We start from the raw sequence: 12,225 nt of genomic DNA, 5'->3' as shown, positions 1-12,225 counted from the left end.
AGATTGCGAAAACCTGTCAGGAAAACTCACAAGTCAAATGGCCCAGGACCTTCCCCCCCTCAACGCCCTGCGGGCCTTCGAGGCGACCGCCCGGCTGAACAGTGTCAGCCAGGCTGCCGAAGTACTTCACGTCACCCATGGCGCCGTCAGCCGACAGATCAAGGTGCTTGAGGAGCATCTGGGCGTGGCCCTGTTCGCCAAGGACGGGCGTGGCGTCAAACTCACAGATGCCGGGGTGCGCCTGCGTGATGCCAGCTTCGAGGCCTTCGACCGCTTGCGCAGTGTCTGCGCCGAGCTTTCCCGCGATGCCGACGAAGCGCCCTTCGTGCTCGGTTGTTCCGGCAGCCTGCTGGCGCGCTGGTTCATCCCGCGCCTGGGACGTTTGAAGGCTGACCTGCCGGAGTTGCGCCTGCACCTTTCAGCTGGCGAAGGCGATCTCGATCCTCGCCGCCCGGGGCTGGATGCCCTGCTGGTCTATGCCGAACCGCCATGGCCGGCGGACATGCAGGTGCATGTGCTCGCCGAAGAGCGGATCGGCCCGGTGATGAGCCCGCACTTCGAAGGCTTCGATCGTTTGAAAGCCGCGCCAGCCGTGGCTTTGCAACGAGAGGCGGTGTTGCACACGACCTCGCGGCCACAGGCCTGGCCGACTTGGGCGCAGCAGCATGACATCGAGCCCGGCGCGCTGAGTTACGGCCAGGCATTCGAGCACTTGTACTACCTGCTGGAGGCGGCGGTGGCAGGGCTTGGCGTGGCCATCGCGCCACAACCACTGGTGGCGGACGACCTGAAGGCCGGGCGGCTGGCTGCGCCATGGGGCTTCTCACCGACCCGCGCCGCGTTGGCCCTGTGGGTGCCCCGGCGCGCCGCGGACGGGCGCGCCGAGCAGCTGGCGCAATGGCTGCGCCGGGAGCTGCAACAGCAGGCCGGCTAGCTGCGCCGGCACATCAGGTAGGCGGCCAGCAGGCCGAGGGCGCCGACTGCCACACCGGCGGTGGTCCAAGGGTGTTCCTGGGCATAGTCGCGGGTGGCGACACCGGTCTGGCGGGTGCGGGTCTTCACTTCCTCGTAGGCGTCACCGAGCAGGCTGCGTGAATGCTTGAGGGCGTTTTCGGCATTGCCGCGCAGCGCCTTCATGGTCTTGTGCGACTCCTCCGAGGCATCGTGCTTGAGGTGCTCCAGTGTCTTGAGCAGGCTTTCGATCTCGGCTTCCATGCTTTCCAGGGAGGCTTGGCGCAGGGAATTGCGTGGCATGTTGACTCTCCTTCGCGGTATGGGCTGTAAGGAGTGCGACTGCGCGGCAGTGGGAAAGTGCAGTCGAACTTTCTCCTGCGGCGATCGCTCGCAGGTAAACCGGGCCTGCGCTGCTAGGCTCAACGGACTACCCAACCAAGGAGAGCACTCATGTCGGATCATCACACCTACAAGAAGATCGAGCTGGTCGGATCCTCCCCCACCAGCATCGAAGAAGCGATCAACAATGCCCTGGCCGAGGCCGGCAAGAGCATCAAGCACCTGGAGTGGTTCGAGGTGGTCGATACCCGCGGGCATATCCGCGACAACAAGGCCGCGCACTTCCAGGTGACGCTGAAGGTGGGCTTTCGCATCGCCAACAGCTGAAACGAAGCTGGGCTAGGCTTGCCCGGCCTGATCGGGTAATAAGGTTGCAGGGCGCGAGCTTCGCGCCCTTTTCGTCTTTGATCTGTACAAGGAAAGCGATCGATGAAGAAGTTGATTCTGGCCGTGGGGCTGATGGCATTGGCCGGCGGCGCGCTGGCGGCGGGCAAGCCGTGCGAGGAGCTCAAGGCGGAGATTGCGGCGAAGCTGGATGCCAAGGGGGTGAAGGGCTATACGCTGGAGATCGTCAACAAGGGCGATCCGGCGGGCAAGGTGGTCGGCACCTGCGAGGGTGGGACCAAGGAGATTGTCTACCGCCGTGGCTGATGCGCTGGATTCTTCGCGGGCAAGCCCGCTCCCACAGGTATTCCACTGTTATCAAGGTCAGTGAGGTACCTGTGGGAGCGGGTTTACCCGCGAAGAAGATCACTCGGTCTTGAGGGCCTGCGCCATCAGCTCATAGGACCTGATCCGGTCGGCATGCTCATAAAGATCACTGGTAAAGATCAGCTCATCCGCCCCGGTCTGTTCCAGCAGCACCTCCACCTTCGCCCGCACCTTCTGCGGGCTGCCGATCATCGCCAGGCCCAGGAAGCTGCTCACCGCATCGCGCTCATGGGGCAGCCATAGTCCATTCATGCTTTCGACCGGCGGGCGCTGCATCAGGCTCTGGCCACGGATCAGCGCAAGGATGCGCTGGTACACCGACGTCGCCAGGTACTCGGCCTTTTCGTCGGTCTCGGCCACCACCATCGGGATGCCGAGCATCACGTAAGGCTTGTCCAGCGTGGTGGACGGCTTGAAATGGTCACGGTAGATGCGGATCGCCTCGTGCATGTAGCGTGGCGCGAAGTGCGAGGCGAAGGCATAGGGCATGCCGCGCATGCCGGCCAGTTGGGCGCTGAACAGGCTGGAGCCGAGCAGCCACATCGGCACCTCGGTGTCGTGACCGGGCACGGCGATCACTTTTTGATCATCGGTACGCGGGCCGAGGTAGCGTGACAGTTCCTCGACATCGTCGGGGAAGTCGTCGGCACTGCCGGAGCGTTCACGCCGCAGGGCGCGGGCGGTCATCTGGTCGGAACCCGGGGCGCGGCCCAGGCCCAGGTCGATACGGCCAGGGTACAGGCTGGCCAGGGTACCGAACTGCTCGGCAATCACCAGCGGCGCATGGTTGGGCAGCATCACCCCGCCGGAACCGATGCGGATGGTCGAGGTGCCACCGGCCAGGTAGCCGATCAGCACGGCGGTGGCCGAACTGGCGATGCCGTCCATGTTGTGGTGTTCGGCGACCCAGAAGCGGTTGTAGCCAAAGCGTTCGGCGTGCCGGGCCAGGTCCAGCGAGTTGTGCAGCGATTGCGCCGGGCTGCCATCGGCGCGCACGGGCACCAGGTCGAGGGTGGATATCTTCAGGTCTCGCAGGTGCGTCATTGGAGCCTCCGCTTCAGGTGATTGGCCAAGGGCCTTGTGAACTCTGTATGGGCATATTCGGCGGATTCAATGCCTGCCTGCAGATTGATCTGAACTTGGCGCAGGCCCAGTCCTCAGAACTGTACATACCCAACCCATGTCCGGGAGGCAGCATGAAAAAGACAGCATCGGCGGTCTGGCAAGGTGGTCTGAAGGACGGCAAAGGCCAGATTTCCACTGAAAGCGGCGCGCTCAAGCAGGCGCCCTACGGCTTCAACACCCGCTTCGAGGGCAGCCCCGGGACCAACCCGGAGGAGCTGATCGGCGCCGCCCATGCCGGGTGCTTCTCGATGGCGCTGTCGATGATGCTGGGCGAGGCGGGTTTCACCCCGGAACGTATCGATACCGTTGCCGAAGTGAGTCTCGACAAGCAGGCCGACGGCTTTGCCATTACCGCCGTGCACCTCACGCTCAAGGCAACAGTGCCGGGTGCCAGCGAAGCGCAATTCAAGGAGATCGCCAACAAGGCCAAGGCGGGTTGCCCGGTCTCCAAGGTACTGAACGCGACTATCAGCCTGGACGCCACCCTGCTTTCCTAGGCGGCGCAACGGCGGCGGTTTCCTGTAGTCTAAACAGCGTTGGCAGCTCGTCTGCCCTGTCTCAGGAGCCGTTCCATGATCCGCGTAGCAATTGGTGTGCTGGCTTCCCTGCTCGCCACGGTCGCACTGGCCGCGCCCAAGCCGTGCGAGGAACTGAAGGCCGAGATCGAAGCGAAGATCCAGGCGCGCGGGGTGACCTCCTACACGCTGGAGATCGTGCCTAACAGCGAAGTCCGCGATCAGAACATGATCGTGGGCAGCTGCGATGGCGGCACGAAGAAGATCATCTACCAGAAGAACGATAGGTAAGGCCGGCTTCCACCTCTGTAGGAGCGGCCTTGTGCCGCGATGGGGCTGCGCAGCAGCACCGGTGATTTTTGTTTGATGCTGAAATCCTGGCGTCCCTATCGCGACACAAGGCCGCTCCAGGCGAATGGCTGTGAGTCCTAGGGAATACAGGTCACGTTGCTCGGCTCGTTGACCACCACCTTGCGGTTGGCGTCGTACAGCAGCACCTGCGGTTGCATCGCCGGGGCCCGTGCCTCCAGGCGATAACGCTGGCCGGCCTTGAAGTCGTTGTAGCGCACGGTGAGATAGCAGGTTCGCTCGGTGGGGTCGGTGCTGAAGCCGCCGGAATGGATCTCGTAGTCAAAGCGCACCACCAGTTCGTGCTTGCCCGGCGTCACCTGGAAGTAGCGACCGTCATCCAGGCGCTGGCCGTCGAGGCGGTCGGCCATGATGGTCCTGCCGGGGGTGATGGTGTAGAGATCGACCCAGGCCTTGCCTGGGTCTACGGGCGGCAAGGGGCTGGCGCATGCCCCCAGTGCACTGAGGGCCATCAGCATCATGGGCTGGCGCATGGTGAAACTCCCGCTCGCGGTTCACAGGTTACAAGCATAGCGCCGTTCGCAGGGTTCAGGTGCGCTGGCAGCCTGCCGGCTCACCTTGGCCGATCAGTTTCTGCTGCTGGTCGTAGAGCTTGATCCAGGGGCGGAAACCGATGCTGCCCGCCTGCATCTGGTAGCGTTGCCCGGCGGTGAAGTCCTTGTAGCTGAGATTGAGCTGGCAGTCGCGCCACAGCGGCTCGTCCACCGGGCCGATGTTGCTGGGCGTCACGGTGAACTGGTAGCGCACGGTCAGCTCATGATTGCCGGGCTGCACCTGGAAATAGCGGGTGTCGGCCCAGTCGCGCTCATCGACCTGCAGGGCGTGCAGCGAGTCGTTGTCACCCGCGGCGAGGTCGATCCAGGCCTGGTTCGGGTCGGCGCGCGGCAGGAATGAGGCACAACCGGACAGCAGCACGAGCGTGCCGGCGGCAAACAGCAGAGTACGCATGGCGAAGCTTCCCCTTGGCGAGATAGTCTTGGTCGCATTCGGCCGACGAGCGAGATAGACAGCCTCGATGTTTGGACTTTTTCTTTTCATGCGCTGCAGCCGTCGGGCTCTGGACCGCGTTTTCACCCGGTTGGTTCCCGTGGCGCTGGGCGTCCTGCTGAGCGGTTGCTCCAGCGTGGGCTATTACGGCCAGTTGGCCGAGGGCCAGTGGCAGTTGTTGCGGGCGCGCCAGCCGCTGGATCGGGTGATCGAGGATCCGGCCACCAGCCCGGTGCTGCGCCAGCGCCTGTCGTTTGCCGAAAAGGCCCGGGCGTTTGCCAGCTCGCAGTTGAAGTTGCCGGACAACGGCAGTTACCGGGTCTACGCCGATTTGGGGCGACCGTATGTGGTGTGGAATGTGTTCGCGACACCTGAGCTGTCGTTGCAGCCGGTGACCCATTGCTTCCCCATCGCCGGCTGCGTGGCTTATCGAGGGTATTACCGGCAGGGCGCGGCCCGCGGCGCGGCGGCGTTGATGCGCCAGGAAGGCCTGGATGTCTATGTGGGAGGCGTGGAGGCTTACTCCACCCTGGGATGGTTCGATGACCCGATCCTGTCGACCATGGCCGGCTGGGGGGATGAGCGCCTGGCCACGGTGATCTTCCATGAGCTGGCGCACCAGCGCTTCTACGTGCAGGACGATACCGAGTTCAACGAGTCGTTCGCCTCGTTCGTCGAACAGGAGGGCACCCGGCAATGGCGCGCGGCACGTGGCTTGGCAGCCATCGACGAGGCTGGCGCCCGGCAGCGCGAGCAGTTCACCCGGCTGGTGCTGGCCAGCCGCGAGCGGTTGCAGGCGATCTATGCCGGGCCGTTGGATGAGGCGAGCAAACGGGCGGCCAAGCAGGCTGAGTTCGAGCGGTTGCGCCGGGAATACCGCGAGGTGCGGGATCGGGATTGGGGCGGGGATCGGCGGTTCGATGCCTGGATCTTTGCGCCATTGAACAATGCCAAGTTGTTGCCTTTTGGGCTTTATGACCAGTGGGTTCCGGCGTTTTCGCAGCTGTTCAAGGATGTTGGTGGGGATTGGCTGCGGTTTTACCAGCGAGTCGAAGAATTGGGTCGGATGCCCATTGATAGGCGCAAGGCACAGTTGGAGCGTCTGATGCCATCGCGGGGCAAGCCCGCTCCCACGCCATGATCAGCTGCCAGCGTGGGACAGAGGACAGCGTGGGAGCGGGCTTGCCCCGCGAAGAGGTCAGCGCGTAAAGGCCTGGTGCAACTCAGCCAGCGTCTCGAAATGGAACGCAGGCGCCTCGGCCTCCAGTTCCTCCCGGCTGCCGAACCCATAGCCCACCGCCACGGCCTGCAAGCCATTGCTGCGCGCACCGATCAGGTCATGCTTGCGGTCGCCGATCATCAGGGTCTGCGCCGGGTCGAGCCCTTCTTCGTCCAGCAGGTGGCGAATCAGCTCGACCTTGTTGGTGCGGGTGCCGTCCAGCTCGCTGCCGTAGATCACCTTGAAGTGGTGGTCGAACTCGAAATGCCGGGCGATCTCGCGGGCATACACCCACGGCTTGGAGGTGGCGATATACAGGGTGCGGCCTTGGCCGTTTAGCGCCTGCAGCAGCTCGGGTACGCCGTCGAACACCAGGTTCTCGTACAGCCCGGTGACCTTGAAGCGCTCGCGGTAGAAGTTCACCGCGTCCCAGGCCTTGGCCTCGTCGAAGCCATAGAACTGCATGAAGGCCTGCAACAGGGGTGGGCCGATGAAGTGCTCGAGGCGGGTCAGGTCCGGCTCGTCGATGCCCAGCTTGGCCAGGGCGTACTGGATCGAGCGGGTGATCCCTGAGCGCGGGTCGGTCAGGGTGCCGTCGAGGTCGAAAAGGATGTTCTGCTGGTGCATGTAATGGATTCCGCTCGAATTCTGGGTCGACTGCTTCGCGGGTAAACCCGCTCCCACAGGCTGTGTGCAGGATCTGTGGGAGTGGGCTTGCCCCGCGATGGCGTCATTGCGGTTGGTCGTAGCCTTCGGCCAGGTGCTCGTCCTTGAGCTTCACGTAGTTGCCGGCGCTGTAGGGGAAGAACGCGTGTTCCTGCTCGCTCAGCAGGCGCACCTGCTTCACCGGGCTGCCCATGTACAGGTAGCCGCTGACCAGGCGCTTGCCCGGCGGTACCAGGCTACCGGCGCCGATGATCACCTCGTCCTCGACGATGGCGCCGTCCATGATGGTGCTGCCCATGCCAACCAGGATGCGGTTGCCCAGGGTACAGCCATGCAGCATGACTTTGTGACCGATGGTCACCTCGTCGCCGATGATCAGCGGAAAGCCGTCGGGGTTGAACGGCCCGGCGTGGGTGATGTGCAGCACGCTGCCGTCCTGCACGCTGGTGCGCGCGCCGATGCGGATGCGGTGCATGTCGCCGCGCACCACGGTCAGCGGCCAGATCGAGCTGTCCTCGCCGATCTCGACGTCGCCGATGACCACCGCCGAGCGGTCGACGAAGGCCCGTGCTCCCACTTTCGGCGTGTGTTGCTGGAAGGTCCGGAGGGCCATGATAGTGTTCCTCTGCAATGCCGATAGGCAGGCTGCCTGCTGCGGTCGGCGTCGATTGTAATTAAGATGGTCCCGTGTTTCTCCTGCCAAGGTACCCGAACCGTGAGTGCGAACAACCCGCTGCTGCAGTCCCATGATCTGCCGCCCTTCTCGGCGATCCGCGCCGAGCATGTGCTGCCGGCGATCGAGCAGATCCTCGCCGACAACCGCAAGGCCATCGCCGAGATCCTCGAAAAGCAGGGCAAGAACCCGACCTGGGCCGGCCTGGTGCTGGCGATGGACGAGCTCAACGACCGCCTGGGCGCCGCCTGGAGCCCGGTCAGCCACCTCAATGCGGTGTGCAACAGCCAGGAGCTGCGCGAGGCCTACGAGTCGTGCCTGCCGGCCCTGAGCGCCTATTCCACCGAACTTGGCCAGAATCGCGCCCTGTTCGAAGCCTATGAAGCCCTGGCCGCCAGCCCCGAGGCCGCCGGCTTCGACGTGGCGCAGAAGACCATCATCGACCACGCCCTGCGCGACTTCCGCCTGTCGGGCATCGACCTGCCGGCCGACCAGCAGCAGCGCTACGCCGAAGTGCAGAGCAAGCTCAGCGAGCTGGGCAGCCGCTTCTCCAACCAGCTGCTCGATGCCACCCAGGCCTGGACCAAGCACGTCACCGACGAGGCCGCCCTCGCCGGCCTGACCGACTCGGCCAAGGCGCAGATGGCCGCCGCCGCCCAGGCCAAGGGCCTCGACGGCTGGCTGATCACCCTGGAATTCCCCAGCTATTACGCGGTGATGACCTACGCCGACGACCGCGCCCTGCGCGAAGAGCTGTATGCCGCCTACTGCACCCGCGCCTCCGACCAGGGGCCGAACGCCGGCCAGTTCGACAATGGCCCGGTAATGGAAGAGATCCTCGACCTGCGTCAGGAGCTGGCCAAGCTGCTGGGCTACCCGAACTTCGCCGAGCTGAGCCTGGCCACCAAGATGGCCGAGTCCAGCGACCAGGTGCTGAGCTTCCTGAGTGACCTGGCCAAGCGTTCCAAGCCGTTCGCCGCCCAGGACCTGGAACAGCTCAAGGCCTACGCCGCCGAGCAGGGTACCCCTGAGCTGGCCAGCTGGGACGCCGGCTACTTCGGCGAGAAGCTGCGCGAGCAGCGCTACAGCGTGTCGCAGGAAGCCCTGCGCGCCTACTTCCCGATCGACAAGGTGCTGACCGGCCTGTTCGCCATCGTCCAGCGCCTGTACGGCATCGAGATCGCCGAGCTCAAGGGCTTCGACAGCTGGCACCCGGACGTGCGCCTGTTCGAGATCAAGGAAAACGGCCAGCACGTCGGGCGCTTCTTCTTCGACCTCTATGCCCGCGCCAACAAGCGTGGCGGCGCCTGGATGGACGGCGCCCGCGATCACCGCCGCACCGCTGCCGGCCAACTGCAGAGCCCGGTGGCCAACCTGGTGTGCAACTTCACTCCGGCCACGCCCGGCAAACCGGCGCTGCTGACCCACGACGAAGTCACCACCCTGTTCCACGAGTTCGGCCACGGCCTGCACCACCTGCTGACCCGCATCGAGCATGCCGGCGTGTCCGGCATCAACGGCGTGGCCTGGGACGCGGTGGAGCTGCCGAGCCAGTTCATGGAGAACTGGTGCTGGGAGCCCGAGGGCCTGGCGCTGATTTCCGGCCACTACGAGACCGGCGAACCACTGCCCCAGGACCTGCTGGACAAGATGCTGGCGGCGAAGAACTTCCAGTCCGGCATGATGATGGTGCGCCAGCTGGAGTTCTCGCTGTTCGACTTCGAGCTGCACGCCACCCACGGCGACGGCCGCGGCGTGCTGCAGGTGCTCGAAGGCGTGCGCGACGAGGTCTCGGTGATGCGCCCGCCGGCCTACAACCGCTTCCCCAACAGCTTCGCGCACATCTTCGCCGGCGGTTACGCGGCGGGTTACTACAGTTACAAGTGGGCCGAAGTGCTGTCGGCCGACGCCTTCTCGCGCTTCGAGGAAGAAGGCGTGCTGAACGCCGAGACCGGCCGTGCCTTCCGCGAAGCCATCCTGGCCCGTGGCGGTTCCCGCGAGCCGATGGTGCTGTTCGTCGACTTCCGGGGCCGTGTGCCTTCCATCGATGCATTGCTGCGCCACAGTGGCCTCACCGAGGACGCGGCGGCATGAGCGAGGTAGCCGTGAGCAAGAGCAAGCGACGTTTCATCGCCGGGGCGGTATGCCCGGCGTGCAGTGAGATGGACAAGCTGATGATGTGGAACGAGGACGGCGTGCCGCACCGCGAGTGCGTGGCCTGCGGGTTCACCGACACCCTGAACGAACAGGGCCTGTCGGTACCCTCGGAGCTGGGCACCCGGGTCAACCACCTGGCGCCCAAGGCGGCGCCGGCCAAGGTGCAGACCGTGCAGTTCTTCCCCAATCCGAAGCTGAAGAAGCCGCAGGATTGAAGGTGGATCACGCGGCATGCGTGGGAGCGGGCTTGCCCCGCGATAATCGGTTGTAGCTATCCAGCTGAACCCGGATTACTGTATATAAATACAGTAATCCGGGTTCTCATCATGAAACCAGTCCCCATTCGTGGCCGCGGCACCGCCGACAATCCCCACAACCGCTTCGCCCCGAGCGTTTCAGTAGCCGAGGACGATGGCTGGTACCAGGAAGTCCCACTCACCCAGGGCACCGAGGTGCGGATCGAGACGGCCAAGACCATCATCGCCCGCAACACCTCCCCCGACCTGCCCTTCGACCGTTCCATCAACCCCTACCGCGGTTGCGAGCACGGCTGCATCTATTGCTATGCCCGCCCCAGCCACGCCTACTGGGACCTCTCTCCCGGCCTCGATTTCGAAACCAGGCTGATCGCCAAGACCAATGCCGCCGAGGTACTTGAACAGCAATTGAGCAAGCCCGGTTACGTCTGTGCGCCAATCAATCTGGGTTCCAACACCGACCCCTACCAACCCATCGAGCGTGAGCACCAGCTCACCCGACGCCTGCTCGAAGTGCTACTGCGCTACCGCCACCCGGTGACCATCGTCACCAAGGGCTCGCTGATACTGCGCGACCTTGATCTGATCAGCGAACTGGCCAGCCAGCGCCTGGTGCGGGTAATGATCAGCCTCACCACCCTCGACGATGAGCTCAAGCGCACCCTCGAACCCCGCGCGGCCGCCCCCAAGGCGCGTTTGCGGGCGATCCGCGTGCTGCGCGAGGCCGGCGTTCCTGTGGGCGTGCTGTGTTCGCCGATGATCCCGATGATCAACGACAGCGAGCTGGAGCACCTGCTGGAGGCGGCGCAGGAGGCCGGCGCGCAGAGCGCGGCGTACATGATGCTGCGCCTGCCGCTGGAGGTGGCGCCGTTGTTCGAGCAGTGGCTGCAGGATCACTACCCGCAGCGGGCCGCGCATGTGCTGAGCCTGATCCGCCAGAGCCGGGGGGGCGAGTTGTATGACAGCCGTTTCGGCGCCCGGATGCGCGGCGAGGGAGTGTTCGCCGAGCTGTTGGCCCAGCGCTTTCGCAAGGCGGCCAGGCGGCTGGGGTTCGAGGGGCGTGAGGAACTGCAGCTCGATTGCACCGCCTTCTGCGTCCCGGACGCACAGATGGCGTTGTTCTAGCAGCGTAATTTCTCGGATCAGGAGCTATAAGTACAACTAAGACAACCCAACAATTTCACTCATGAAGCTTGGCATCTGATGCTTTTTTTTGCTATTATCCAGTGCTCCCCTCGCCAATCCAGAACGCCCGTTCTAGAGCCAGCGCAATTAAGTTTCAGTTAAGTTTCCTACGCTAGCGTGAGTCATGAGTCAGCAGTGACTGTGATTATTTACCCGTGCGCGTCATCTAAATCCCCGCGTCCCCCCAATCTTTCCCCGGTAACATGGAATTCACTTTCAAACCGTCAAGAGGATGAATCATGCCCGTCAAGGACCCATCCAAGGTTGTCCCGGCCGCACCCGCCGAAAGCGCCGATGCCGCCCTCAAGCATATCGTCGACGGCTTCCTGCGGTTCCACACCGAAGTCTTCCCCGAACAGCAAGAGCTGTTCAAGAAACTGGCCACCGCGCAGAAGCCGCGCGCCATGTTCATCACCTGCGCTGACTCGCGCATCGTGCCTGAGCTGATCACCCAGAGCTCGCCGGGCGACCTGTTCGTCACCCGTAACGTCGGCAACGTCGTGCCACCGTATGGCCAGATGAACGGTGGTGTGTCGAGTGCCATCGAATACGCGGTGCTGGCGCTGGGCGTGCACCACATCATCGTCTGCGGCCACTCCGACTGCGGCGCCATGCGCGCGGTGCTCAACCCGCAGTCGCTGGCCAAGATGCCGACCGTTTCCGCCTGGCTGCGTCACGCCGAGGTAGCGCGGACCGTGATCGAGGACAACTGCTCCTGCGGCAGCGAGCACGAGAGCATGCAACTGGTGACCAAGGAAAACGTCATCGCCCAGTTGCACCACCTGCGTACCCATCCGTCGGTCGCTTCGCGCCTGGCCGCCGGACAGCTGCATATCCACGGCTGGATCTACGACATCGAAACCAGCCAGATCGAAGCCTACGATGCCGCCAGCGATCGCTTCCTGCCGCTGACCGCAGGTGAGCCGATCCCCTCTGCCACACCGAGAGGCCGCTACTAAGCGACCCGAACACGCTGAACAAGCCTTGATTGCCGGCTGCACCCGATGGGTGCGGCGCGGCCTTCGCCTGCCTTGAATCTCCCTGAATACCTTGCCGGCACACCCGCTG

Annotated in this window: 16 protein-coding genes; 10 read left to right on the top strand and 6 right to left on the bottom strand. The window is 64.3% G+C overall.

The genetic code is table 11. The features are described from left to right. Positions 1-37 precede the first annotated feature (37 nt). Positions 38-934 (top strand): LysR family transcriptional regulator, encoded by an 897-nt coding sequence (locus ACZ899_RS19270; protein ID WP_234560776.1) that lies wholly within the window; start codon positions 38-40, stop codon positions 932-934. On the opposite strand, the gene ACZ899_RS19265 is transcribed toward ACZ899_RS19270, so the two are convergent. Further along, positions 931-1,254, bottom strand: coding sequence for an ElaB/YgaM/YqjD family protein (locus tag ACZ899_RS19265; protein WP_203649189.1), 324 nt, complete (start codon positions 1,252-1,254; stop codon positions 931-933). The two genes, ACZ899_RS19270 and ACZ899_RS19265, sit on opposite strands and share 4 nt — an antisense overlap. A gap of 150 nt (positions 1,255-1,404) precedes the next feature. Here ACZ899_RS19265 and ACZ899_RS19260 point away from each other — a divergent pair, with 150 nt between their 5' ends. Together ACZ899_RS19260 and ACZ899_RS19255 are read left to right on the top strand one after the other, a co-directional pair. Continuing rightward, positions 1,405-1,620 (top strand): dodecin, encoded by a 216-nt coding sequence (locus ACZ899_RS19260; RefSeq protein WP_011531496.1) that lies wholly within the window; start codon positions 1,405-1,407, stop codon positions 1,618-1,620. A 102-nt stretch (positions 1,621-1,722) separates the two neighbouring features. Next, entirely contained in the window at positions 1,723-1,944 is a 222-nt protein-coding gene (locus ACZ899_RS19255) for a DUF1161 domain-containing protein (RefSeq protein ID WP_110736077.1), read from the top strand. A gap of 99 nt (positions 1,945-2,043) precedes the next feature. On the opposite strand, the gene ACZ899_RS19250 is transcribed toward ACZ899_RS19255, so the two are convergent. Next, complete coding sequence (locus ACZ899_RS19250; RefSeq protein ID WP_203649187.1) at positions 2,044-3,048, bottom strand: LLM class flavin-dependent oxidoreductase; 1,005 nt, start codon at positions 3,046-3,048, stop codon at positions 2,044-2,046. Positions 3,049-3,200: 152 nt separating this feature from the next. On the opposite strand from ACZ899_RS19250, the gene ACZ899_RS19245 reads away from it, so the two are divergent. Continuing rightward, the gene (locus tag ACZ899_RS19245) at positions 3,201-3,626 is read left to right on the top strand and encodes an OsmC family protein (protein ID WP_203649185.1); all 426 of its coding nucleotides are present in this window, start codon (positions 3,201-3,203) and stop codon (positions 3,624-3,626) included. Between the two features lie 75 nt (positions 3,627-3,701). After that, the gene (locus ACZ899_RS19240; protein ID WP_203649183.1) at positions 3,702-3,935 is read left to right on the top strand and encodes a DUF1161 domain-containing protein; all 234 of its coding nucleotides are present in this window, start codon (positions 3,702-3,704) and stop codon (positions 3,933-3,935) included. Between the two features lie 137 nt (positions 3,936-4,072). Here ACZ899_RS19240 and ACZ899_RS19235 read toward each other — a convergent pair whose 3' ends face one another. Both ACZ899_RS19235 and ACZ899_RS19230 read right to left on the bottom strand, forming a co-directional pair. Continuing rightward, positions 4,073-4,486 carry a PA0061/PA0062 family lipoprotein gene (locus ACZ899_RS19235; RefSeq protein WP_203649181.1) on the bottom strand — a complete coding sequence of 138 codons (414 nt, stop codon included), beginning with the start codon at positions 4,484-4,486 and terminating at the stop codon, positions 4,073-4,075. A gap of 55 nt (positions 4,487-4,541) precedes the next feature. Continuing rightward, positions 4,542-4,961, bottom strand: a complete 420-nt coding sequence (locus ACZ899_RS19230; protein WP_203649179.1) for a PA0061/PA0062 family lipoprotein — start codon at positions 4,959-4,961, stop codon at positions 4,542-4,544. A gap of 88 nt (positions 4,962-5,049) precedes the next feature. Here ACZ899_RS19230 and ACZ899_RS19225 point away from each other — a divergent pair, with 88 nt between their 5' ends. After that, complete coding sequence (locus tag ACZ899_RS19225; RefSeq protein ID WP_203649177.1) at positions 5,050-6,141, top strand: aminopeptidase; 1,092 nt, start codon at positions 5,050-5,052, stop codon at positions 6,139-6,141. A gap of 57 nt (positions 6,142-6,198) precedes the next feature. On the opposite strand, the gene ACZ899_RS19220 is transcribed toward ACZ899_RS19225, so the two are convergent. Together ACZ899_RS19220 and ACZ899_RS19215 are read right to left on the bottom strand one after the other, a co-directional pair. Further along, a complete protein-coding gene (locus tag ACZ899_RS19220) occupies positions 6,199-6,846 on the bottom strand; it encodes an HAD family hydrolase (protein WP_234560775.1) in 648 nt (215 codons plus the stop codon). Positions 6,847-6,949: 103 nt separating this feature from the next. Then, positions 6,950-7,498 carry a gamma carbonic anhydrase family protein gene (locus ACZ899_RS19215; RefSeq protein WP_234560774.1) on the bottom strand — a complete coding sequence of 183 codons (549 nt, stop codon included), beginning with the start codon at positions 7,496-7,498 and terminating at the stop codon, positions 6,950-6,952. Between the two features lie 102 nt (positions 7,499-7,600). Between ACZ899_RS19215 and prlC the strand changes: the two genes are divergently transcribed. The 4 genes from prlC to ACZ899_RS19195 all read left to right on the top strand — a co-directional run bounded on the left by prlC (position 7,601) and on the right by ACZ899_RS19195 (position 12,116). Further along, positions 7,601-9,652, top strand: a complete 2,052-nt coding sequence (prlC, locus tag ACZ899_RS19210; protein ID WP_234560773.1) for an oligopeptidase A — start codon at positions 7,601-7,603, stop codon at positions 9,650-9,652. Next, a complete protein-coding gene (locus tag ACZ899_RS19205; RefSeq protein ID WP_050703177.1) occupies positions 9,649-9,930 on the top strand; it encodes a YheV family putative zinc ribbon protein in 282 nt (93 codons plus the stop codon). The genes prlC and ACZ899_RS19205 overlap by 4 nt, the downstream gene beginning before the upstream one ends. 111 nt (positions 9,931-10,041) lie before the next feature. Further along, positions 10,042-11,097 (top strand): PA0069 family radical SAM protein, encoded by a 1,056-nt coding sequence (locus tag ACZ899_RS19200; protein WP_267967090.1) that lies wholly within the window; start codon positions 10,042-10,044, stop codon positions 11,095-11,097. 299 nt (positions 11,098-11,396) lie between these two features. Next, a complete protein-coding gene (locus ACZ899_RS19195; protein ID WP_203649169.1) occupies positions 11,397-12,116 on the top strand; it encodes a carbonic anhydrase in 720 nt (239 codons plus the stop codon). Positions 12,117-12,225 lie beyond the last annotated feature (109 nt).

The sequence above is a fragment of the Pseudomonas sp. TE31087 genome (genome assembly GCF_057284075.1).
The sequence above is the reverse complement of the archived record's forward strand: the minus strand, read 5'-3'. Positions and strand labels throughout refer to the sequence as shown.

Excerpts from the sequence above, each read along its gene's own strand:
- ACZ899_RS19240 (WP_203649183.1), top strand. The coding sequence starts at position 3,702 with ATGATCCGCGTAGCAATTGGTGTGCTGGCTTCCCTGCTCGCCACGGTC.
- ACZ899_RS19235 (WP_203649181.1), bottom strand. The coding sequence starts at position 4,486 with ATGCGCCAGCCCATGATGCTGATGGCCCTCAGTGCACTGGGGGCATGC.
- ACZ899_RS19270 (WP_234560776.1), top strand. The coding sequence starts at position 38 with ATGGCCCAGGACCTTCCCCCCCTCAACGCCCTGCGGGCCTTCGAGGCG.
- ACZ899_RS19245 (WP_203649185.1), top strand. The coding sequence starts at position 3,201 with ATGAAAAAGACAGCATCGGCGGTCTGGCAAGGTGGTCTGAAGGACGGC.
- ACZ899_RS19260 (WP_011531496.1), top strand. The coding sequence starts at position 1,405 with ATGTCGGATCATCACACCTACAAGAAGATCGAGCTGGTCGGATCCTCC.
- ACZ899_RS19265 (WP_203649189.1), bottom strand. The coding sequence starts at position 1,254 with ATGCCACGCAATTCCCTGCGCCAAGCCTCCCTGGAAAGCATGGAAGCC.
- ACZ899_RS19255 (WP_110736077.1), top strand. The coding sequence starts at position 1,723 with ATGAAGAAGTTGATTCTGGCCGTGGGGCTGATGGCATTGGCCGGCGGC.
- ACZ899_RS19205 (WP_050703177.1), top strand. The coding sequence starts at position 9,649 with ATGAGCGAGGTAGCCGTGAGCAAGAGCAAGCGACGTTTCATCGCCGGG.
- ACZ899_RS19215 (WP_234560774.1), bottom strand. The coding sequence starts at position 7,498 with ATGGCCCTCCGGACCTTCCAGCAACACACGCCGAAAGTGGGAGCACGG.
- ACZ899_RS19220 (WP_234560775.1), bottom strand. The coding sequence starts at position 6,846 with ATGCACCAGCAGAACATCCTTTTCGACCTCGACGGCACCCTGACCGAC.
- ACZ899_RS19195 (WP_203649169.1), top strand. The coding sequence starts at position 11,397 with ATGCCCGTCAAGGACCCATCCAAGGTTGTCCCGGCCGCACCCGCCGAA.
- ACZ899_RS19230 (WP_203649179.1), bottom strand. The coding sequence starts at position 4,961 with ATGCGTACTCTGCTGTTTGCCGCCGGCACGCTCGTGCTGCTGTCCGGT.
- ACZ899_RS19200 (WP_267967090.1), top strand. The coding sequence starts at position 10,042 with ATGAAACCAGTCCCCATTCGTGGCCGCGGCACCGCCGACAATCCCCAC.
- ACZ899_RS19250 (WP_203649187.1), bottom strand. The coding sequence starts at position 3,048 with ATGACGCACCTGCGAGACCTGAAGATATCCACCCTCGACCTGGTGCCC.
- ACZ899_RS19225 (WP_203649177.1), top strand. The coding sequence starts at position 5,050 with ATGCGCTGCAGCCGTCGGGCTCTGGACCGCGTTTTCACCCGGTTGGTT.